The sequence below is a fragment of the Streptomyces sp. NPDC005408 genome (assembly GCF_040606445.1).
Classification (GTDB): domain Bacteria; phylum Actinomycetota; class Actinomycetes; order Streptomycetales; family Streptomycetaceae; genus Streptomyces.
Window position 1 is genome coordinate 63,615 of sequence record NZ_JBEXEX010000029.1, and the last position, 20,600, is coordinate 84,214.

General features: G+C 69.6%; 20 protein-coding genes and 1 pseudogene. 9 read left to right on the forward strand and 12 right to left on the reverse strand.

Annotated features, from left to right (window positions below):
- Positions 1 to 7 precede the first annotated feature (7 nt).
- Together ABZS64_RS24880 and ABZS64_RS24885 are read right to left on the reverse strand one after the other, a co-directional pair.
- Complete coding sequence (locus tag ABZS64_RS24880; RefSeq protein WP_355833664.1) at positions 8 to 1,366, reverse strand: sugar ABC transporter substrate-binding protein; 1,359 nt, start codon at positions 1,364 to 1,366, stop codon at positions 8 to 10.
- 134 nt (positions 1,367 to 1,500) lie between these two features.
- Positions 1,501 to 2,262, reverse strand: coding sequence for a DeoR/GlpR family DNA-binding transcription regulator (locus tag ABZS64_RS24885; RefSeq protein ID WP_355833667.1), 762 nt, complete (start codon positions 2,260 to 2,262; stop codon positions 1,501 to 1,503).
- A gap of 379 nt (positions 2,263 to 2,641) precedes the next feature.
- Between ABZS64_RS24885 and gndA the strand changes: the two genes are divergently transcribed.
- Positions 2,642 to 4,084: an NADP-dependent phosphogluconate dehydrogenase gene (gene gndA, locus ABZS64_RS24890; RefSeq protein WP_355833669.1), complete on the forward strand. Its 1,443-nt coding sequence runs from the start codon at positions 2,642 to 2,644 to the stop codon at positions 4,082 to 4,084.
- 306 nt (positions 4,085 to 4,390) lie between these two features.
- On the opposite strand, the gene ABZS64_RS24895 is transcribed toward gndA, so the two are convergent.
- From ABZS64_RS24895 to ABZS64_RS24915, 5 genes are all read right to left on the reverse strand, one after another.
- Positions 4,391 to 5,044, reverse strand: coding sequence for an aspartate/glutamate racemase family protein (locus ABZS64_RS24895; RefSeq protein ID WP_355833671.1), 654 nt, complete (start codon positions 5,042 to 5,044; stop codon positions 4,391 to 4,393).
- Entirely contained in the window at positions 5,044 to 5,391 is a 348-nt protein-coding gene (locus ABZS64_RS24900) for a GNAT family N-acetyltransferase (RefSeq protein ID WP_355833674.1), read from the reverse strand. Before ABZS64_RS24900 ends, ABZS64_RS24895 begins: the two co-directional genes overlap by 1 nt.
- Before the next feature lie 31 nt (positions 5,392 to 5,422).
- On the reverse strand, positions 5,423 to 5,839 hold the full coding sequence (panD, locus tag ABZS64_RS24905) for an aspartate 1-decarboxylase (RefSeq protein WP_355833677.1): 417 nt from the start codon (positions 5,837 to 5,839) through the stop codon (positions 5,423 to 5,425).
- 229 nt (positions 5,840 to 6,068) lie between these two features.
- Entirely contained in the window at positions 6,069 to 6,914 is an 846-nt protein-coding gene (locus ABZS64_RS24910) for an SMP-30/gluconolactonase/LRE family protein (RefSeq protein WP_355833680.1), read from the reverse strand.
- Positions 6,911 to 7,684, reverse strand: a complete 774-nt coding sequence (locus ABZS64_RS24915) for an IclR family transcriptional regulator (protein ID WP_355833683.1) — start codon at positions 7,682 to 7,684, stop codon at positions 6,911 to 6,913. Before ABZS64_RS24915 ends, ABZS64_RS24910 begins: the two co-directional genes overlap by 4 nt.
- Positions 7,685 to 7,900: 216 nt before the next feature.
- On the opposite strand from ABZS64_RS24915, the gene ABZS64_RS24920 reads away from it, so the two are divergent.
- The 7 genes from ABZS64_RS24920 (at position 7,901) to ABZS64_RS24950 (ending at position 16,427) form a co-directional block, all read left to right on the forward strand.
- Positions 7,901 to 9,055: a mandelate racemase/muconate lactonizing enzyme family protein gene (locus tag ABZS64_RS24920; protein WP_355833686.1), complete on the forward strand. Its 1,155-nt coding sequence runs from the start codon at positions 7,901 to 7,903 to the stop codon at positions 9,053 to 9,055.
- Between the two features lie 83 nt (positions 9,056 to 9,138).
- The gene (locus ABZS64_RS24925) at positions 9,139 to 10,140 is read left to right on the forward strand and encodes an alcohol dehydrogenase catalytic domain-containing protein (protein WP_355833749.1); all 1,002 of its coding nucleotides are present in this window, start codon (positions 9,139 to 9,141) and stop codon (positions 10,138 to 10,140) included.
- A gap of 93 nt (positions 10,141 to 10,233) precedes the next feature.
- Positions 10,234 to 11,238 carry a hypothetical protein gene (locus tag ABZS64_RS24930; protein WP_355833689.1) on the forward strand — a complete coding sequence of 335 codons (1,005 nt, stop codon included), beginning with the start codon at positions 10,234 to 10,236 and terminating at the stop codon, positions 11,236 to 11,238.
- A 2-nt stretch (positions 11,239 to 11,240) separates the two neighbouring features.
- Positions 11,241 to 12,338, forward strand: coding sequence for a multiple monosaccharide ABC transporter substrate-binding protein (gene chvE, locus ABZS64_RS24935; protein WP_355833691.1), 1,098 nt, complete (start codon positions 11,241 to 11,243; stop codon positions 12,336 to 12,338).
- A 79-nt stretch (positions 12,339 to 12,417) separates the two neighbouring features.
- A complete protein-coding gene (gene mmsA / locus ABZS64_RS24940) occupies positions 12,418 to 13,959 on the forward strand; it encodes a multiple monosaccharide ABC transporter ATP-binding protein (protein ID WP_355833694.1) in 1,542 nt (513 codons plus the stop codon).
- Positions 13,960 to 13,963: 4 nt separating this feature from the next.
- Entirely contained in the window at positions 13,964 to 15,220 is a 1,257-nt protein-coding gene (gene mmsB, locus ABZS64_RS24945) for a multiple monosaccharide ABC transporter permease (RefSeq protein ID WP_355833696.1), read from the forward strand.
- Positions 15,221 to 15,260: 40 nt separating this feature from the next.
- Positions 15,261 to 16,427 (forward strand): aldose epimerase family protein, encoded by a 1,167-nt coding sequence (locus ABZS64_RS24950; protein ID WP_355833699.1) that lies wholly within the window; start codon positions 15,261 to 15,263, stop codon positions 16,425 to 16,427.
- Positions 16,428 to 16,486: 59 nt separating this feature from the next.
- Here ABZS64_RS24950 and ABZS64_RS24955 read toward each other — a convergent pair whose 3' ends face one another.
- Positions 16,487 to 16,675, reverse strand: coding sequence for a hypothetical protein (locus ABZS64_RS24955; protein ID WP_355833702.1), 189 nt, complete (start codon positions 16,673 to 16,675; stop codon positions 16,487 to 16,489).
- 42 nt (positions 16,676 to 16,717) lie between these two features.
- Positions 16,718 to 16,999, reverse strand: coding sequence for a hypothetical protein (locus ABZS64_RS24960; protein WP_355833705.1), 282 nt, complete (start codon positions 16,997 to 16,999; stop codon positions 16,718 to 16,720).
- Positions 17,000 to 17,059: 60 nt separating this feature from the next.
- On the opposite strand from ABZS64_RS24960, the pseudogene ABZS64_RS24965 reads away from it, so the two are divergent.
- Positions 17,060 to 17,587: pseudogene (locus ABZS64_RS24965) on the forward strand (carbohydrate ABC transporter permease); the annotation flags it as partial.
- A gap of 130 nt (positions 17,588 to 17,717) precedes the next feature.
- On the opposite strand, the gene ABZS64_RS24970 reads toward ABZS64_RS24965, so the two are convergent.
- From ABZS64_RS24970 to ABZS64_RS24980, 3 genes are all read right to left on the reverse strand, one after another.
- Positions 17,718 to 18,023 carry a hypothetical protein gene (locus ABZS64_RS24970; RefSeq protein WP_355833708.1) on the reverse strand — a complete coding sequence of 102 codons (306 nt, stop codon included), beginning with the start codon at positions 18,021 to 18,023 and terminating at the stop codon, positions 17,718 to 17,720.
- Between the two features lie 350 nt (positions 18,024 to 18,373).
- Complete coding sequence (locus ABZS64_RS24975; protein WP_355833710.1) at positions 18,374 to 18,970, reverse strand: DoxX family membrane protein; 597 nt, start codon at positions 18,968 to 18,970, stop codon at positions 18,374 to 18,376.
- Positions 18,971 to 19,102: 132 nt separating this feature from the next.
- Positions 19,103 to 20,545: an AlkA N-terminal domain-containing protein gene (locus ABZS64_RS24980; protein WP_355833713.1), complete on the reverse strand. Its 1,443-nt coding sequence runs from the start codon at positions 20,543 to 20,545 to the stop codon at positions 19,103 to 19,105.
- Between the last annotated feature and the right edge of the window lie 55 nt (positions 20,546 to 20,600).

The window sequence follows — 20,600 nt, forward strand, 5'->3', positions numbered from 1 at the left end:
GAGGCGGTCACTGCTGCTCCTTGCCGACCTTCTCGGCCAGCTTCTGGGAGGCTGCCAGGGCCTGGTCGACGGACTGGCGTCCGGCGATGGCCGCGCTGATCTCCTGCGAGACCTTGGTGCCGAGGTCGGTGAATTCGGGGATGCCGACGAACTGGATTCCGGCCGCGGGTCGCGGCTGCGTGCCGGGGTTCTCCGCGTTGGCACTCGCGATGGCCTTCTCGGTGATGTCCGCGAAGGCGCCTGCGGCCTTGCGGTACTCCGGATTGGCGTAGGTGGAGGCCCGCTTGCCTGCGGGCACATTGGCCCAGCCGCTCTTCGCGCCGACGAGCTCCTCGTACTTCTTGCTCGACGCCCAGGAGATGAACTTCCAGGCGCTGTCGGAGTTCTTGGACGCCTTCTGCATGCCCCAGGCCCAGGTGTAGAGCCAGCCGGAGCTCTGCGTCTTCTCCACCGGCGCCGGTACGTATCCGATCTTGCCCTTCACCGGGGATCCGGCCGCCTCCAGCGAGCCCGCTCCGGCCGTCGCGTCGTACCACATCGCGGTCTTGCCCTGGGTCATGTTGTTGAGGCACTCCGCGTACCCGGACTGGGCCGCGCCCGCCTCGCCGTGCTTGCGGACGAGGTCGACATAGAACTGGGTGGCCTTCTTGAACTCCGGGGATGTCAGCTGCGCCTGCCAGTCCTGGGTGAACCAGGTGCCGCCCATGGTGTTGACGACGGTGGTGAGCGGGGCGATGACCTCGCCCCAGCCGGGCAGCCCGCGCAGGCAGATGCCCTTCATCCCGCTCTCGGCTCCGTCCGCCTTCGCCGCGAGATCGGCCACCTGCTGCCAGGTGGGCCTCGCCGGCATCGCCAGACCCTTCTTGGCCAGCACGTCCTTGCGGTACATCAGGAAGGACGACTCGCCGTAGAAGGGCTCGGCGTAGAGCTTTCCGTCCTTCGCGGTGAGCGAGTCCCGCAGGGGCTTGAGGATGTCGTTCTGGTCGAAGGCGGTGTCCTTCGTCGCGTACTCGTCGAGCCCGTGCAGCCAGCCGTTCTTGGCGTAGAAGGGCACCTCGAAGTTGCTGATGGTGGCCACGTCGTACTGGCCCGCCTGGTTGGAGAAGTCCTGGCTGATCTTGTCGCGGACGTCGTTCTCCGGGAGCACGGTGAAGTTGACCTTGATGCCGGTCTCCTTGGTGAAGTTCTCCGCGGTCAGCTTCTGCAGCTCGACCATCTGCGGGTTGTTCACCATGAGTACGTTCACCGCCTCGCCCCCGCCGGATGCGGAGGCGCCTGCTCCGCTGCACCCCGCGAGCAGTGCCATGGCGGCCGTGCCCGCCACCGCACTCAGGCGGATTCCACGTGGTCGTCGCTGGAGGGCCATGATTTCTCCTGATGGTTCGTTGCGGCTCGGTGATCGGTGGTTCAGGGCATGACGGCCCTGCCCCCGGCAGGGCTGCCGGGGATCAATGCGCTTATGGGGTAAGGAAGTCGGGCGCCGGGTGCGGGTGCCCGGGGTCAGACGCGGATGATCTGGGGGCCGAGGAGGGAGTAGCGCTGTGCCTCGGCCGAGGGCAGGCCCACGTCGGTGACGATGGCCTCGAAGTCGCCGACGTCGGCGAAGCGGCAGAAGCTCACCGCGCCGAACTTGGTGTGGATTCCGGCGAAGATCCGCCGGCGTGCGCTGCGCATGGCCTGCGCCTTGACCTCGCTGACCGCCGGGTCGGGTGTGGTCAGTCCGTATTCGCGGGAGATGCCGTTCGCGCCGACGTACGCCAGATCGATGACGAAGTCGGCGAGCATCCGGGTGGCCCAGTGGTCGACCGTGGCCATGGTGCCGCCGCGGACGCGCCCGCCCAGCAGCAGTACGGAGATCTTTTCGGCGTCCGCCAGGACTGTCGCGACGGCCAGGGACGCGGTGACGACGGTCAGTGGCCGGTCGCGCGGCAGGGCCTCGGCGACGAGCTGCGGGGTGAAGCCCTCGTCGACGAAGACCGTCTCGGCGTCACCGAGCAGATCGGAGGCAGCAGCGGCGATCCGGGACTTCTGCGGCACGTGACGGGTGGTCCGTACCGCGAGTGTGGTCTCGAATCCGGCGGACTCGACGGGGTAGGCGCCGCCGTGCGTACGCCGCACCAGGCCGTGTTCCTCCAGGGCGTGCAGATCCCGCCTGATGGTCTCCTTGGCCACCTGGAACTGACCGGCGAGCCGGTTGACGTCGACCGACCCGTCACGCCGGGCCGTATCCAGAATTCCCCGTCGGCGTTCCTCGGTGTCCACGGCACACTTCCTTGCTTGTGCTTGTGCTGCGGGCCCGGCGTCCGTTCGGGCCCATGCGTCGTTTGTACAAGCATGTGCGGCGGCGCGACCAGGCTCTTCACAGGATTCGCTGTGCCCGATCGTGCCCGTTTCGGTGGGGCCGTCAGCCCTGGTCGCACCGCCCGTGGCGCGTCCCACGCCCCGCGGCGGTGCCCGCTTCCCGCCGATATGGCGTCCGAAACCCTGCCCGCGGGCGCACACAGAAGCCGCGACGGGATCCGGCGGCGCCGGAAATGCGGAAGCATGGGCAGGGCTTGAGGATCAATGAATGGCCGGCCTCGCCCGTACGTACCCGTAGGGCGGGACACGGATTTTCCGACGGACATCCAGGAGCACACCTATGAGTGGAACAGCCCAGATCGGCGTCACGGGGCTCGCGGTGATGGGCCGCAATCTCGCCCGCAACTTCGCCCGCAACGGCCTCACCGTCGCCGTGCACAACCGCACAACCGCCAGGACGCGGGCGCTGGTCGAGGAGTTCGGCGACGAGGGCACGTTTGTTGCAGCCGAGTCGGCCGAGGAGTTCGTCGCGGCTCTTGAGCGCCCACGCCGCCTGATCATCATGGTCAAGGCGGGCGATCCGACGGACGCCGTGATCCAGGAGTTCGCGCCGCTCCTCGAGGAGGGCGACGTCATCATCGACGGCGGCAATGCCCACTTCGCCGATACCGTCCGCCGCGAGAAGGAGCTGCGCGAGCGCGGCATCCACTTCGTGGGCACGGGCATCTCGGGCGGCGAGGAGGGCGCGCTGCACGGGCCGAGCATCATGCCGGGCGGCTCCACCGAGTCGTACGCCTCGCTCGGGCCGCTGCTCGAGAAGATCGCCGCGAAGGCCCCCGACGGCACGCCGACCGTCGCGCACATCGGCCCGGACGGCGCCGGGCACTTCGTGAAGATGGTGCACAACGGCATCGAGTACGCCGACATGCAGCTGATCGCCGAGGCGTACCACCTGCTGCGCGCCGTCGCGGGCTACTCCCCCGCGCAGATCGCCGAGACCTTCCGCACCTGGAACACCGGGCGTCTCGACTCGTATCTGATCGAGATCACGGCGGAGGTGCTGGCCCATACGGACGCCGCGACCGGAAAGCCCTTCGTCGACATCGTCACCGACCAGGCGGAGCAGAAGGGCACGGGACGCTGGACCGTGCAGATCGCGCTCGACCTGGGTGTGCCGGTCTCCGGCATCGCGGAGGCCGTCTTCGCCCGCTCGCTGTCGGGCCACGCGGACCTGCGCGAGGCATCCCGCAGCCTGCCCGGGCCGACGGCGCAGCCACTGAGCGCGGCCGAGGCCGCGCGCTTCGCCGACCGCGTGGAGCAGGCGCTGTACGCGTCCAAGATCGTCTCGTACACCCAGGGCTTCCACCAGATCCAGGCGGGCAGCGATGCCTACGACTGGAACATCGACCTCGGTTCGGTGGCCGCAATCTGGCGGGCGGGCTGCATCATCAGGGCCGCGTTCCTGGACCGTATCCGCGGCGCGTACGACGCGCAGCGCGATCTGCCGAGCCTGCTCTCGGACAAGCAGTTCGCCGAGGAGATCGGCGCGGCGCAGGACGACTGGCGCGAGGTGGTCGCGACGGCCGCCCGGCAGGGCGTCCCGACGCCGGGCTTCTCGGCGGCCCTCGCCTACTACGACGCCCTGCGCGCGGAGCGGCTGCCCGCGGCGCTCACACAGGGGCAGCGCGACTTCTTCGGTGCGCACACCTACCGGCGGACCGACCAGGAGGGCTCGTTCCACACCCTCTGGGGCGGCGACCGCTCGGAGGTGAGCACCGACTGAAGCCGCGCTCGGCCCGCCGGGAGGCGATCAGCTCGCAGGCCCCGGCTGGGGCTCCGGCTCCGGCGGGGGTACCGGCTCGGGGCCCGGGCCCGGCGGCTGCGGAATGGGTTCCGGCGCGGGTCCCGGCGGCGGCGCGGGGGGCGGCACAGGCCCGGGCAGGGGCCCCGGACCGGGTCCGGGCGGGCCCGGCGTCGGCAGGGGCGAAGGCGGTACGGGCGGCTGGGTCATGCCAGACCTCCAGAAGGACGGAGTCGTGCGTTCCCAATGTCTCCCGATGCGCGTGCCCACGCGCGCCGGGTCCACGCGTCATGATCCGGACGCTGTGGCCCCAGCGGCGGCCCACAGACCGGGCCGCGGGCTGGAGAGAACGGCGACGGGAGTCGTCGTACGGGCTGCCGCATCGGCCATCGACGCCTGGGCCAGCACGATGACATCCGCTTCCCGGACCGAGTCGACGGCGGCGGCCACCGCATCCAGATAGCCCTCGCGGTCGCCCGCCTCGAACCGCTCCCAGGCCCCTTCGACCAGCAGGGTACGCAGGGCGACACCGCGGCCCGCGGCCTCTTCGCGGATCAGTGCGAGGGTCGGCTCGAGGGTGCTGAGCAGTGCGGCTACCACCACGATCCGGTCGGCCGCTGCCGCCGCCGCGGCCATCGGACGGTCGACGCGAAGTACCGGCACCCCGAGGTCGGCGGCGCACGCCTCGGCAACACCGCCGATCGTGGAACAGGTGCACAGGACGGCGCTCGCCCCCTCGTCGACGGCCTCGGCCAGTGCGGCCGCCACGGCGGGGGCGACGGCCTCGGCGCCTTCCTCCCGGGCCCGGGCGAGCAGATCCTCGCGTACGAGATGGCGCAGCCCGAGACCGGGATGGTCCTCGTCCCGCAGCGTCTCGAAGACCGGGACATGGACCGGGGAAGTGTGGAGCAGCGCCAGCGTCCCCGACGCGCTGCCGGGCATTACCAGAGCTCCGGGTGGTCGGCTTTGAGCTGCGCCTTGGCCTCCTGGACCAGCTCGGCCGGCGGCTCGGGGGCCTCGTCGGGGTGGCGCGCGGCCCACTTGGCGGCGTACGGACACAGCGGTACGACGGGGACGCCCTCGCGTGCCGCCATCGCGTAGAATTCCCGCACCAGGGAGCCCGCGATGCCCTTGCCCTCGTGTGCCGGCTCCACCACCGTGTGCACCGCGACCAGGGCGGCGGGATCCGCGTCGAGGGTGAAGTAGACGATACGGCCCGTCACCTGGCCGTCCTCGTACGCTTCGAGGAGTCCCTTCGGCCTGTTGTCGCGGATGTCGTGTTCTGCCATGGCGGCTGGCTCCTTACGGCAGGCGGACGGTTCAGACGGCGGCGTGCGGGCTGCGCTGCGTGCGGCTTCCCGGCACCGGTGCGGAGGCGTCCGAGCCGAGCGCGACGATCCGGTTCTGCTCGTCGACGTGAACCACGCTGGGCACCAGGGCACGGGCCTCGGCGTCGTCCACCTGCGCGTAGCTGATCAGGATCACCAGGTCACCGGGGTGCACCAGATGGGCGGCGGCGCCGTTGATGCCGATGACGCCGGAGCCTCGTTCGCCCTCGATGACGTACGTCTCAAGGCGGGCGCCGTTGGTGATGTCGACGATGTGCACAAGCTCGCCGGGCAGCAGATCGGCGGCTTCCATCAGCGCGGCGTCGACGGTGACGGATCCGACGTAGTGGAGGTCGGCCTGGGTCACGGTGGCCCGGTGGATCTTGGACTTGAACATGGTACGCAACATCGAGGCACTCCCGGATCTATGCTCCCTGCCCACATGTTTGCAGGTCAAGGGCGGTTTTCCTACCTTACAACGAGTCGCATGTAAGGGGGCCATACCCTAGGCTTTTCAGAACTCATGCTGACCACTTGCCGACTCTACTGACGAGTCGTCCGTGACCGCCCCAGGCGGGGACGACCACTGGAGCGCCGCAGCCGTCAGCCCGTCCAGCAGGATGGCGCGGCGCGGCCCGTCAGCTCCCGAAGGCGACGCCGGGCAGCCCCTCCCCCGCATCCGGCGCCACCAGGAGCGAGCCCGACAGCGGGTGCGGCCGGGCCAGGCCGGTGCGGGCCGTGCTGATGTAGAGGTCGCGCAGGCCGGGGCCGCCGAAGGTGCAGGCGGTGGGGCGGCGGACCGGGAGGTCGAGGGTGCAGTCGAGGTCGCCGGCCGGGGTGTAGCGGCGCAGCTGAGCGCCGTCCCACAGGGCGACCCACACACAGCCGTCGGCGTCGACGGTCAGGCCGTCCGGGAACCCGACCCCTTCCTCGATGGTGGCAAAGGGGCGCCGGTCGACGGGGAGTTGGCCGTCCATCCGGCAGACGTCGATGCGGCGGGTGGGGCTGTCGATGTAGTAGACGAGGCTCCCGTCGGGGCTCCAGCCGGTGCCATTGCTGACGGATACGGCGGGGAAGAGCTCGGTGGCTGTGCCGTCGGGGGCGATGCGTGAGAGGTTGCCGCCGCCGGTCCGCTCGTCGTAGCGCATGGTGCCGGCCCACAGGGAGCCGTCGGGCGCGACGGCCGCGTCGTTGCCGCGGCGGCCGGGCACGGAGTCGCGTACGAGCCAGGAGAACGCGCCGTCCGCGTTGTACAGTGCAACGCCGTCGCGGAGGTTGGCCACCAGGCCACCACCGGCCCTCGGCTTGGCCGCGCCGACGTGCTGTTCGGTGGCCAGCACGGTACGGCGGCCGCTGCCCGGCTCGTACGTGTGGATACGGGATCCCAGGATGTCCACCCAGATCAGCCGTCCGGTCGCCGGGTCCCAGGTGGGGCCCTCACCCAGCGCCGCCGACTCCCTGACCGCGACCTCGACGGCCGTCACCGGGTGCCGCCGCGGTGACCGAGGCTCACGGAGAGGTCGCCCGCGCCCTTGGCGGCCAGCTCGGCGAGTTCGGCTTCGCGCTCCTCGGACCAGCGGATCATGGGGACCGAGATGGACAGGGCGGCGACGACGCGGCCCGAGCTGTCGCGCACGGGGGCGGCCACGCAGCTCACGTCCGGGTTGGACTCGCGGTGTTCGGTGGCGATGCCGCGCTCGCGGATCGCGGCGAGGGCGGCGCGCAGTGCGTCGGGGTCGGTGATGCTGTTGTGGGTCATCGCTGCCAGTTCGCCCTCCTCGATCCGGAGGTCGAGATCTTCGGCCGGGAGCGCGGCGAGGAGCATCTTGCCGACCGAGGTGCAGTGTGCCGGGAGCCTGCGTCCCGCGGCCGAGACCATGCGGACCGCGTGGGTGGAGTCGACCTTGGCGATGTAGATGACGTCCAGGTCTTCGAGGATCGCGACATGGACCGTCTCGTCGCAGGTCTCGGCGACCTCACGGGCCACCCGCTGGCCCTCGGCGGCAAGGTCGAGCTGTTCCGCGTACCGGCTGCCCAGCTGGTAGCTGCGCACGCCGAGGCGGTAGCAGCCCGGCTGCTCGGGGATGGCGACCAGATAGGAGCGGGCCGCCAGCGTCGTGACCAGCTCGTGCACCGTCGTGCGGGGCAGCTGGAGCTTGCGGGTGATGTCCGGCGCGGAGAGCGTTCCGTCGCCTTCCAGGAACAGTTCGAGTATGTCAAGCGCCCTGGTCACCGCAGGGACAAGACGTCCCATGACCCTCACCCACCCCGGTTGTTCGAAACTCCGGCCACTGACCGGTATGACGAACACAGGGTAGTCACGGCTCCGTTCGCCGGGCAATGGTCGTGCGGAAACGACTGCTGTGCACCCCATTGACACTCCCCGGACGGCCTGAATACGGTCACGCCAACATTTCGAACGCATGACGAAATCTCGAACGACCAAACCTGGACCCTAGGGGCAACTGCCGTGCGCATCACGGGAATCAGCACTCATGTCGTCGGGACCCCCTGGCGCAATCTCACCTATGTTCTCGTCCACACCGACGAGGGCCTCACGGGGGTCGGCGAGACTCGCATGCTCGGCCGCACCGACGCACTGATCGGCTATCTCCGCGAGGCGGAGGCGAACCACATAGCCGGTTCCGACCCGTTCGCCGTGGAAGATCTCGTGCGTCGCATGAAGTACGGCGACTACGGGCGGGCCGGCGAGATCGTCATGTCCGGTATCGCGGTCGTCGAGATGGCGTGCTGGGACATCAAGGGCAAGGCGCTCGGCGTACCGGTGTGGCAGCTGCTCGGTGGCCAGGTGACCGACAAGGTCAAGGCGTACGCCAACGGCTGGTACACGACCGAGCGCACCCCGGAGGCGTACCACAAGGCGGCCCAGGAGGTCGTGGCGCGCGGCTACCGTGCGCTGAAGATCGACCCGTTCGGGACCGGGCACTTCGAGCTGGACCACGAACAGACCCTGTACGCCGTGTCGCTGATCGAGGCGGTACGCGACGCCATCGGGCCCGACGCCGAGCTGATGTTGGAGATGCACGGGCGGTTCAGCCCCTCGACGGCGGTGCGGCTCGCCCATGAGCTGGCGCCGTTCAAGCCCGCCTGGCTGGAGGAGCCGGTGCCACCGGAGAACCTCAAGGCCTTGGCGAAGGTCGCCGCGAAGGTGGACATCCCGGTGGCGACCGGTGAACGGATCCATGACCGGATCGAGTTCCGGGAGCTCTTCGAGTCGCAGGCCGCCGACATCATCCAGCCGGACCTCGGGCACATCGGCGGCATCCTGGAGACCCGTAAGCTGGCCGCGACCGCCGAGACGCACTACATGCTGGTCGCCCCGCACAACGTCGGCGGCTCGGTGCTCACCGCGGCCTCGCTCCAACTGGCAGCCTGCACCCCGAACTTCAAGGTCCTGGAGCACTTCAACGACTTCGCGGACGCGGAGATCAAGAAGGTGGTCAGGGGCGCACCTCAGGTCGCCCCGGAGACCGGCTGCTTCGCGGTGTCGCACGCTCCCGGGCTCGGTGTCGAGCTGGATGTCGACGCGGCGGCCGAATTCCCGCAGCGGAAGGCCCGCTTCGACCTGTGGGCCGAGGGCTGGGAGCAGAGGGCGCCCAAGTGAGCCGCGCCCCGAGCGAAGCGAGCCACCTCCCCGGCGGGGACGACCGCGGGGGCGACCGCTCTCCTGGCGGGGTCAACCGGTTCCTGGTCATCGAGCGTCCCGGCGAACACCGTCTGGTGCACGGCGAGTTGCCGGTACCGGGGCCCGGCGAGGTCCTGGTGCGGGTTGCTGCCGCCGGTATCTGCATGAGCGACCGCGAGGTCTACGACGGGCACCGTGACGCCGCCTATGTCAGCTATCCCGTGACCCCCGGGCACGAGTGGTCCGGGACTGTCGAGGCGGTCGGCGAGGGCGTCGACCCCGTGCTCGTCGGCCGCAAGACGGTGGCCGAGGGGTTCCGGGCGTGCGGGGTCTGCGAGCGCTGCCGGTGCGGAGAGACAAGCCTGTGCACCGGCGGGTACGCCGAGACCGGGTTCACCGAGCCCGGCGCGTTCGCCGATTGGCTGACGGTGCCCGCACGCCTACTGCACCCGCTCGAGGACGACGCCGATCTGCGGGCCGCGGCCCTCCTCGAGCCGGCCGCGGTGATCGCCGCGGCGGTGCGGGCCGGGCGCCCGAGCCCCGGCGAGCGGATCGCCGTGGTCGGTGCGGGCACCCTCGGGCTGCTCGCGGTCCAGCTGCTTGCCGCTTACTCGCCCGCCGAGCTGACCGCGATCGACCAGCGGGCCGAACGCGGCGAGCAGGCACGGCGGTTCGGGGCGAGCGAGAGCCTGCCACCGGATGCCGCCGAGGCCGTGGCGCAGGGCCGCTTCGACCTGGTCGTAGAGACGGCCGGGGCGCCCACCACGGCCGCCTCGTCCTGCCTCCTCGCGCGGCGGGGCGGCCGGGTGGTGCTCACCGGGATGTTCACAACGGGAGCTACCGGTATCGACCCGGTGCACCTCTCGCTGAGCCAACTGGAGATCCGCAGCGTCTTCGGCGCCTCCTCGTCCGCCTGGTCGGACGCGGTGCGTGCCTTCGGCCTCGGACTGCTCGATCCCGCACCACTGATCACCCACGAGTTCCCGCTGGAGCGGTTCGACGAGGCCATCGCGCTGGTCGGCGGCGGTGACCCGAAGACCGGGAAAGTGCTGCTCCGCCCCTAGCCGGTGCGGTGGTGCGCGGCCGCCCGACCGCCGCCGTACCGGCGTACACCCATCAACTCGAACGTCGTCCGAAATCTCGAACATGGGAGTCCCGTGATCGCCCCGTCCTCACCCCGCCGCCCCGGCGCCGACACGCTGGCCCGTATCGGCCATGCCGTGCCCGCCCTGGACCCGGCCGACGCCTCCGCACACTCCTTCCCCGACGGTGGCACCTGGCGCACCGAGATCCCCTCGGTGGAGGGCCCCGAGGCGCTGTCCGTCGTCCTCAAGGAGAGCTCACGCCTCGATGTCCCAATCCACCGGATCAGCCAGGGCAGCGGCGTCTGGATGCTGTCCGACACCGAGATCACCGAGATGGTCGAGGCGGCCGGCGAGCGCGACATCGAGCTCTGCCTGTTCACCGGCCCCCGCGGCACCTGGGACACCGGCGCCTCCGTGCGCACCGACTCACGCGGTGCCGGGCTGCGTGCCCGCGGCCACGACGCGCTCGCCGGATGCGTCGAAGACGCCGTGCGCGCAACGGAGTTGGGCGTCAAGTGCCTGCTCGTCGCGGACGAAGGCGTGCTCTGGGCGCTGCACCGGGCACGCCAGGCGGGCGTCATCCCTGCCGACACCACGCTCAAGGTCTCCGCACTGATCGGGCCCGTCAACCCCGCCTCGTACGCCGTGTACGAGCAGCTCGGCGCGGACTCGCTCAACGTCCCCTCCGACCTCACGCTCGCCCATCTCACCGAGATCCGCCGGGCCTCCGCCGCGCCCATGGACATGTACGTCGAGGCGCCGGACGACCTCGGCGGCTATGTGCGGATGTACGAGATCGCCGAGCTGATCCGGCGCGGCGCACCCCTGTATCTGAAATTCGGCCTGTCGAAGACGTCCGGGATCTACCCCTACGGCGCGCATCTGCGCGACCTCACTCTCGACACCGCCCGCGAGCGCGTCCGCCGTGGCCGCCTCGCCCTCGATCTGCTGGCCCGGCACGGAGCGGACGGCGGCATGTCGCCGCTCGGCTCCCGCCTGCCCGGCACGCTGAACCGCTTCAGCACGACCACCCCCGTTGAGAACGTTCCAGGCAACGAGACCGAGAAGGACTCCTGATCATGCGCATACGTACCGCGGCGACCGCCGCAGCTTGCCTCGCCCTCAGCCTCTCCCTCACCGCCTGCGGCCAGGACAGCGCGGGCGGCAGCGAGAAGAAGGACACCAAGGACGCCACGGTCGGCATCGCGATGCCGACCAAGTCGTCCGAGCGCTGGATCTCCGACGGCAACAACGTCGTCAAGGACCTCCAGGCCAAGGGCTACAAGACGAAGCTCGTCTTCGGCGAGGACGACCCGGACCAGCAGGTCTCGCAGATCGAGAACATGATCACGCAAGGTGTGGACGCGCTGGTCATCGCGGCCATCGACAACAAGTCGCTGGACAACGTCCTGCAGCAGGCCGCCGACGCCGAGATCCCGGTCATCTCCTACGACCGCCTGATCCTCAACTCGGAGCACGTCGGCTACTACGCATCCTTCGACAACGAGAAGGTCGGCAGGCTGCAGGGCACGTACATCATCGAGCAACTCGGACTGGACAAGGGCGAGAAGGGCCCGTTCAACATCGAGCTGTTCGCCGGCTCCAACGACGACAACAACACCCGCTACTTCTACAACGGCGCCATGAAGGTGCTGCAGCCGTACCTCGACAAGAAGCAGCTAGTCGTCCAGTCCCAGCAGACCAAGCTCAACCAGGTCACCACCCTGCGCTGGGACGGCGGTACCGCCCAGCGCCGCATGGACGACCTGCTGACCTCCTCGTACAGCACCAAGCGCGTGGACGCGGTGCTCTCGCCGTACGACGGCATCTCCATCGGCATCCTCTCCGCACTCCGCGGCGACAGCTACGGCACCAAGTCCAAGCCGTGGCCGGTCGTCACCGGACAGGACGCCGAGGTCGCCTCGGTGAAGTCGATCATCGCGGGCGAACAGCGGCAGACCGTCTACAAGGACCTGCGCCAGCTCGCCGAGGTCGCCACCAACATGGTCGACGCTGCGCTCAAAGGCGAGAAGCCCGAGACCAACGACACCAAGTCGTACGACAACGGCGCGAAGGTCGTCCCCGCCTATCTGCTCAACCCGGTCAGCGTCGACAAGGACAACTACAAGAAGGAGCTGATCGACACCGGTTACTACAAGGCCGGCGACCTCAAGTAGCAGGCGCAGTCGACCCCGCGCTCCGGGCTTCGCCGCCCGAGCCGGGGAACCCCCATCAGCGACAGAGAAAGGCACGACCATGGCGGGACCCGTCCTGGAAATGCGCTCCATCGTCAAGACCTTTCCCGGAGTCAGGGCGCTCTCGGAGGTCACCCTGACCGTCCGCCCGGGCGAGGTCCACGCCATCTGCGGGGAGAACGGCGCCGGCAAGTCGACCCTGATGAAGGTCCTCTCCGGTGTCCATCCGCACGGCAGTTACGAAGGGGACATCCTCTTCCAGGGCGAGCCATGCCGGTTCAAGGACATCAGGGCGAGCGAGCAGCGCGGCATCGTGATCATCCACCAGGAGCTCGCCCTGGTGCCCTATCTCTCCATCGCGGAGAACATCTTCCTCGGCAATGAGCACGCCACACGTGGCGTGATCAGCTGGCACGAGACACTGCGGCATGCCTCCGAACTGCTGCGCCGGGTCGGCCTCGACGAGCATCCGCAGACCCGGGTCGCGGACATCGGCGTGGGCAAGCAGCAGCTCGTGGAGATCGCGAAGGCCCTCTCCAAGGAGGTGAAGCTGCTGATCCTCGACGAGCCGACGGCGGCGCTGAACGACGAGGACAGCGGCAAACTCCTGGATCTCATCCTGGAGTTGAAGGACCACGGGATCACCTCGATCATCATCTCGCACAAGCTGAACGAGATCGCGCGGGTCGCAGACTCCGTGACCATCATCCGCGACGGGCGCTCCATCGAGACCCTGGACGTGAAGGCCCCGGAGACCACCGAGGAGCGGATCATCAGCGGCATGGTCGGCCGCGACCTCGACCACCGCTTCCCCGAACGCACCCCGCACCAGCCGGAGCAGGGCACGGCACCGGCCCTGGAGATCCGCGACTGGACGGTGCACCACCCGATCGACCAGCACCGCAAGGTCGTCGACAACGTCACGCTGAATGTGCGCCGCGGAGAGATCGTCGGCATCGCGGGACTCATGGGCGCGGGCCGCACCGAGCTCGCGATGAGCGTCTTCGGGCGTACCTACGGGCGCTATGCGGGCGGCACGGTCCTCAAGGACGGCAAGGAGATCCGCACCAAGACCGTCCCCGAGGCGATGCGGCACGGAATCGCCTACGTCACCGAGGACCGCAAGCACTACGGGCTCAACCTCATCGACACGATCGGCCGCAATATCTCGCTCAGCGCGCTCGGCAAGGTCGCCCGGCGCGGCATCGTCGACGAGCACGCGGAGCGGCAGGTCGCCGAGGGCTACCGCAAGAGCATGAACATCAAGGCTCCGACGGTCGCCGAGCCGGTCGGCAAGCTGTCGGGCGGCAATCAGCAGAAGGTCGTCCTCAGCAAATGGATCTTCGCGGGTCCGGACGTGCTGATCCTGGACGAGCCGACCCGCGGCATCGACGTGGGCGCCAAGTACGAGATCTACACGGTGATCGACAAGCTCGCCGCCCAGGGCAAGGCCGTCGTCTTCATCTCCTCGGAGCTCCCCGAACTGCTCGGAATGTGCGACCGCATCTACACGATGTCCGCCGGCCGGCTGACCGGCGAGGTGCCGCGGGCGGAGGCCACGCAAGAAGTGCTGATGCGTCGGATGACGAAGGACAAGAGGTAGCAGGATGAGTACGAATCTGACGGCCAGGACTCCGGCGGACGCCCCGCTCCCGTCCGGTGACGGCGCTGGTGGCGGCAAGGCCGAGAGCGGCCTGCTGGGCCTGGTCCTAGAGGGCTTGCGCCGCAATATGCGGCAGTACGGCATGCTGATCGCGCTCGGCCTGATCGTGGCCCTGTTCACCGTGTGGACGGGCGGTGACCTGCTGCTGCCGCGCAATGTCTCCAACCTGGTGCTGCAGAACAGTTACATCCTGATCCTCGCGATCGGCATGATGCTCGTCATCATCGCGGGCCATATCGACCTGTCGGTCGGCTCGCTCACCGCCTGCGTGGGCGCGGTCGCGGCCGTGCTGATGGTGCAGCACCATGCGCCCTGGCCAATCGCGGTCGCCCTGTGCCTGGCCCTCGGCGCGGCAGCGGGCGCGATGCAAGGCTTCTTCATCGCATATCTGGGCATACCCTCCTTCATCGTTACGTTGGCGGGGATGCTGCTCTTCCGCGGCGCCACCGAGATCGTCCTGAAGGGCCAGACGCTCGGCCCCTTCCCCAAGGGCCTGCAGACCATAGCCAACGGTTTCCTGCCGGAGGTCGGCCCGGACACCAACTACCACAACCTCACCCTGCTACTCGGCTTCGTTCTGATCGCGTTCGTCGTCGTCCAGGAGATGCGCGACCGCAGGCGGCAGCAGGAGTTCGCGCTGGATGTGCTGCCCGCGAAGATGTTCGCCCTCAAGCTGATCGCCCTGGTCGCCGCCGCGCTGACGGTCACCCTGATGCTCGCCAGCTACAAGGGCGCCCCCGTGGTGCTGCTGATGCTGGCCGTCCTGGTCGTCGGCTTCGGCTATGTGATGCGCAACGCGGTCATCGGCCGCCATGTCTACGCGATCGGCGGCAACCTGCCCGCGGCCAAGCTGTCCGGCGTCAAGGACAAGAAGGCCACCTTCCTGGTCTTCCTGAACATGGGCATGCTGGCCGCCCTCGCCGGGCTCGTCTTCGCGGCCCGCTTCAACGCCGCCTCCCCCAAGGCCGGCACCAACTTCGAGCTCGAGGCGATCGCCGCCTCGTTCATCGGCGGCGCCTCCATGAGCGGCGGCGTCGGCACCGTTCTGGGCGCGATCATCGGCGGCCTGGTCCTCGGTGTGCTCAACAACGGCATGAACCTCGTCGGCGTCGGCACGGACTGGCAGCAGGTCATCAAGGGCCTGGTCCTGCTTGCGGCGGTCGGCTTCGACGTGTGGAACAAGCGCAAGGTCGGTTCGTAGGTCTCGCAGAAGTATCCAAACCCCCTTACTGGAGCCGCACATGGAATCGAGCAGACGCACAGTGCTGGCAGCGGCCGCGGCGGCGGGACTCGCCGCGACCACGCTCGGCACCACCACCGCACACGCAAACCCCCACGCTTCGAGAGGTGGGAGGCCCGTGAAGGAGCTGTTCGGCAAGCTCGCCGACGGTACGAAGGTGTACCGATGGTCGCTGGCCAACGGCGGCACCCGGCTGAAGGTGCTGTCGTACGGCGGCATCGTGCAGTCCCTGGAGATACCCGACCGGCACGGCCGGTACAAGAACGTCTCGCTGGGCTTCGACACCCTCGAGGAGTACGTCGCCTCCAGCCCTTACTTCGGCGCACTCATCGGCCGCTACGGCAACCGCATCGCCAGGGGACAGTTCACCCTGGACGGCAAGGCGTACCAACTGTCCGTCAACGACGGCGAGAACAGTCTGCACGGCGGGTCCAAGGGCTTCGACAAGCGGGTGTGGGACGTCGAAGGCTTCACCTCCGGCTCGGACGTCGGCCTGGTGCTGCACTACACAAGCGTCGACGGCGAGATGGGCTACCCCGGAACCCTCAGGGTCAAGGTCACGTACACCCTGACCCGGCAGGGCAACTGGCGCATCGACTACGCGGCCACCACCGACAGGGCCACCGTCGTCAACCTCACCAGCCACGTCTACTGGAACCTGGCGGGCGAGGACAGCGGCTCGGTCTACGACCACGAGCTGAGCATCGCCGCCTCCCGCTACACCCCGGTCGACTCGGGCCTCATCCCCACCGGTGAACTGGCGAAGGTCGCGGGCACGCCCTTCGACTTCCGCCGATCCAAGACCGTCGGGGAAGACATCCGGGTCGCGCACCAGCAGCTCCTGTACGGCAAGGGCATCGACCACAACTGGGTTCTGGACAAGGGCAGCACCAGCAAGCCCCAGCAGATCGCGAGGCTGCGCGACCCGGCGTCCGGCCGCGTCCTGAACATCGCGACGACCGAGCCGGGCCTGCAGTTCTACTCCGGCAACTTCCTGGACGGAACGCTGGTCGGCTCGGGCGGCACCATCCACCGCCAAGGCGACGCCCTGTGCCTGGAGACCCAGCACTTCCCGGATTCCCCCAATCAGCCGTCCTTCCCGTCCACGGTGCTGCGGCCCGGCGACACCTACCGCTCGACGACGGTGCACAGCTTCTCGGCGCGCTGACCGGACCGGCACTCCGGGCGTGCGTCACCGCGCGCCCGGAGTACTTGCCCGGCGCCCGCCTACTTGGCGTACAGCAGGGTGCCGAAGCCCGGCTGGTCAAAGCAGCCGCTGTTGGGGCCGGTCGGGTAGTTCCGGCCCTCGCCGCCGCGGATGATCGTGGCCTGGGGCCTTGGCTGCCAGGTGGACTGGACGTGGCTGTTGGCGGTGCCTCTTCCGATGCCATGGCGATCCGAAGGGTTCGTCCGCACCGACGTGCAGGCGCCTCGACCGCAGCACGCCGGTGACCTCCTTCAGGAGGGACTGGGCGAAATCGGCGTTGTCCGGGGTGGGGCGAGCGTGGTCGGCGGCTGCTGGACTCCGCCGCGGACGAATCCCTCGGGGTTCTCCGCACGGTGCGCGTAGGCGGGATGGGCGAGAAAGCGTTCCATGTGCCCGAAGGTGTTCTGGTTGGGCACCAGCTCGATGCCCAGCGCGGCGCAGCGGGCGTCCAGCCAGCACAGATCGTCCGCGGTGAGTGGGGAAGCGTCCCGCCAGACCTCGCGGTGGTCACGGAAGGCGAAGGTGTGCTCCAAAAGGAGGGTGGGGCCGGGAATCGTGGAAGTGCGCGTCCGTGCTTCCCGGCCTGTGGGCGCAAGCGGCAGCTGTTCGCGCTGGTCCTGGTGTCCGTGATGGTGCCGGCGACCGTTCTGGCGCTCCCGCTGTACCTGATGGTCTCGAGCATGCAGCTGGCCAACACCGTGTGGTCGGTGTTCATCCCCGTCCTGTTCAACCCCTTCGGCGTGTACCTGGGGCGGCTGTTCGCCGCCTCGTACGTACCCGGCGAGGTCCTTGAGGCCGCGCGAGTGGACGGCGCGAGCGAGCTACGGAGCTTCCTGTCGGTGGGACTGCGGATGATGGCCCCGGGCTATGTGACGATCTTCCTGTTCCAGCTGACGGCGATCTGGAACAACTTCTTCCTGCCGCTGGTGATGCTCAACGACGAGGAGCTGTATCCGCTCAGCCTCGGGCTCGACAGCTGGAACGCGGCGGCACCCATCGTTCCGGACTACTACCCGCTGATGGTGATCGGTTCCTTGCTGGCACTTCTGCCGTTGGTCATCACCTTCGTGCTGCTGCAGCGGTTCTGGAAGTCGGGGCTGACGGCGGGTGCTGTGAAGTAGCCCACAACGCCAGGCCGTTTCGTTCGGATCTTGCGAGGCTTCTCGTACTTCGGCTTATCTGCTGCACTTCGCGGACGCCCTGGGAGTGGCGGTGGAAGGCACGCTCGCAGGGGCAGTCGCCTGCTGCGGCTCAGGGGCAGGGCATGCTCATGTAGATCGCCTGCTCGCCCTCGGATTCGGTGCCGTGGTAGAGGGCCGTGTCCAGTCCGCAGAAGGCGAAGCCCATCCGCCGGTAGGAGTGGTTGGCCGGGGCGTTGATACTGGCGACCTCCAGCCAGATGTGCCCGGCGCCGCGTTCGCGGGTTCGACGGCGTGTCCCATCAGCGCCCGGCAGATGCCCGGCCCCGGTGGTCCGGGCGACCTCGATGGTCGGCCGGCGGTTCCACGGGGAGTAGGAGACGGCGGCGAAGCCGGCCAGGCCGCCGTAGGCGCCCACAGCGACGAAGGTGCGGCTGTCGGAGTCCTCGCTGTCGTCATCGCTGTGGGACTCGTCCTCGGGGAAAGAACTTGGTCAGGGGCGGTCCACCGGGGGAGCCTTCCGGAACCAGCCGGGGGACCACCGGACCGGCCCCGGTTGTCATGCCCAGAGGTCAGCATCGGCGGGACACAGTCCGATCCCATGCTGACTGTTTGCTGACCAGGGCCCCCACAGCATCGCTGTGACCTGCACGGACGTCCAGTCGCTAGATGTTGGACTCGAACAGGGTGCGCAGCACGGCGTCTCACTGTGGGACAAAAGGGGCGCGCCCCCGGGCGGGGTACGCGCCGACGCATGACAGGGTACGACTACTCCCCGGCGGAGTCCGAGGGCTGATCGCCGTTGTGGTTTCCCGGCTGGTCCTCGAAGCGCTCCTCGAACACGTCCTCGGGCTCCGCCTCGTCCTGGTCCTTCGCTCGCCTGCCGAGCACGGCGGCCGCGGCGAGCGCACTACCCAGGAAGGCCACGGCCACGACCCATGGCTGGTCCAGGCGATGGCCGGTCGCGTGGTCGACGGAGTAGCGGCCCGCCCCGGCGAATCCCAGGGCGGCCGCGGTGAAGCCGAGGAAGGCGGGGTACTCGAAGCCTCCGCCCTGGTTGAAGAACCCGGCGGGCGCGTGCACCGCCACAGCTCCCGCCATGGCGCCCGCGGCCGCGGCGCCGGCCGCCGGAGCGGCCAGCCCCAGCGCGAGCAGCGCCCCGCCGCCCGCCTCGCCGAGACCGGCGGCGACGGCGCTCTCCCGGCCCGGGTGGAATCCCATGGCCTCCATGCCCTGCGCGGTCGCTTCGAGACCGTGGCCCCCGAACCAGCCGAGCAGCTTCTGCGTACCGTGTGCCGCGAGGACGGCGCCGGTGCCGACGCGCAGGACGAGCAGGCCGGCGTCACGTCGGTTGAGGCTGGGCATGGGCGTCTCCCGGGGATGCGGTCGTTCCATTGGGTGGGTGGGTCGGTCGAGGGCGTACGAGTTCCACTCTCACCGGAGCCGGGCCGCCGTCCGCTGCGCTGCTGCGCCGTACGGGTGATGCGGGAGCGCGGCCTACGGCATGGTCCAGAAGTGGTGCATGGCGTACGAGCTCCACGGCCGCCAGCTCTCCGCGTCTGCCAGGGTCGCGCCCGCTCGCCGCATCCCCGCCCGGACCGCCGGGTCCTCGGTCAGCAGCACGTCCGGGTCGCCCAGTGCCCGCATCCGGATGTAGCCCGTCGTCCGCGCGTCGATGCCCGGCAGGGCGAGCAACTCCCGTTCCGTCTCGTCCCGGTCGGCGCCCGGGTCGAGTGTCACCGTGCCCTCGGCGAGCGCGGTCGTCAGCATGCGCAGCGCTCCCTCCCGCGCTTCTGGCAGGCCGAGTTCGCTCAGCTCCGCACCCGCCAGGTCGTCCGCACGCGGGAAGAGGTGCGTGAGCCCGCCGCTCGGCTCGCACAGCCGATGACCGTACGCCGCGACCAGGGCATTCCCGAGCTCCCGCCCGCCCCCCACGACCCGTACCGCCAGCTCGTGCGGATCGGCGGTGCCGGGGGCGCGCAGGCCCGGGCGGGCGGCGACCAGGGGGGCCAGTGACGGGTCCGCGCCGAGGCGTTCGGCGACGGCGCCGGGGTCGGCGTCCAGGTCGAAGAGGCGGCGCATGCGCTGGGTGGCCGTCGTCAGGTCCCGCAGGTCCGTGAGGTGCAGCCGGCACTCCAACCAGCCCCCGGCACCCGGCTGTTCGGCGACCTCGGCCACGCCGGATCCGCCCGGCAGCCGCAGGGTGCGCCGGTAGATCCGGGAGCCGCGTTCGCCGACGATCTCCTCGATGCCGGTGATGGCGCGGCCCGCGAGATGGTCGAAGACCTCCACGGAGGCGTACGGGCCGCGGTAGGCCAGCCGCAGCGGCACTCCGGCGGCGCCGTTCTCCGGGGCGACCGGGCCGAAGCGCGAGCTGCGGCCGGGCCGGGCGGAGCGCAGTTCGCTGGGGGTGGCCGCGTAGATCTCGCGGATGGTGTCGTTGAACTGCCGCACGCTCGCGAACCCCGCCGCGAAGGCGATCTCCGCCGCCTGCATCGTGGTCGTCTGCAGCAGTACGCGTGCGGTGTGTCCGCGCTGGGCCCGGGCCAGGGCGATGGGGCCCGCGCCGAGTTCTGCGTTCAGCTGCCGCTGTACCTGGCGGGCGCTGTAACCGAGCCGGTCGGCCAGGCCCGAGACGCCCTCGCGGTCCACGATCCCGTCACCGATCAGCCGCATGGCCCGGCCGACGACATCGGCGCGGGCGTTCCACTCGGCGGAGCCCGGCACCGCGTCGGGGCGGCAGCGACGGCAGGCCCGGAATCCGGCGCCCTGGGCGGCTGCGGCCGTCCGGTAGAAACTCACGTTCTGGCGCTTGGGCGTGATCGCGGGGCAACTGGGGCGGCAGTAGATCCCGGTGGTGGACACGGCGAAGAAGAACACCCCGTCGAACCGGGCGTCCCTGCTGCTCACCGCCTCGTACCTGCTGTCCTCGATCGTCATACGGCCAGTATGGGCACCGCCCAGGGGTTCGGCTGGCGGAAATCGGACATGGCGT

Coding starts and splice junctions, on each gene's coding strand:
- ABZS64_RS24915 (WP_355833683.1), bottom strand. CDS start 7,684: ATGGGACGTCTTGTCCCTGCGGTGACCAGGGCGCTTGACATACTCGAA.
- ABZS64_RS24880 (WP_355833664.1), bottom strand. CDS start 1,366: ATGGCCCTCCAGCGACGACCACGTGGAATCCGCCTGAGTGCGGTGGCG.
- panD (WP_355833677.1), bottom strand. CDS start 5,839: ATGTTGCGTACCATGTTCAAGTCCAAGATCCACCGGGCCACCGTGACC.
- ABZS64_RS24975 (WP_355833710.1), bottom strand. CDS start 18,970: ATGCCCAGCCTCAACCGACGTGACGCCGGCCTGCTCGTCCTGCGCGTC.
- ABZS64_RS24895 (WP_355833671.1), bottom strand. CDS start 5,044: ATGCCCGGCAGCGCGTCGGGGACGCTGGCGCTGCTCCACACTTCCCCG.
- gndA (WP_355833669.1), top strand. CDS start 2,642: ATGAGTGGAACAGCCCAGATCGGCGTCACGGGGCTCGCGGTGATGGGC.
- ABZS64_RS24900 (WP_355833674.1), bottom strand. CDS start 5,391: ATGGCAGAACACGACATCCGCGACAACAGGCCGAAGGGACTCCTCGAA.
- ABZS64_RS24950 (WP_355833699.1), top strand. CDS start 15,261: ATGGAATCGAGCAGACGCACAGTGCTGGCAGCGGCCGCGGCGGCGGGA.
- chvE (WP_355833691.1), top strand. CDS start 11,241: ATGCGCATACGTACCGCGGCGACCGCCGCAGCTTGCCTCGCCCTCAGC.
- ABZS64_RS24980 (WP_355833713.1), bottom strand. CDS start 20,545: ATGACGATCGAGGACAGCAGGTACGAGGCGGTGAGCAGCAGGGACGCC.
- mmsA (WP_355833694.1), top strand. CDS start 12,418: ATGGCGGGACCCGTCCTGGAAATGCGCTCCATCGTCAAGACCTTTCCC.
- mmsB (WP_355833696.1), top strand. CDS start 13,964: ATGAGTACGAATCTGACGGCCAGGACTCCGGCGGACGCCCCGCTCCCG.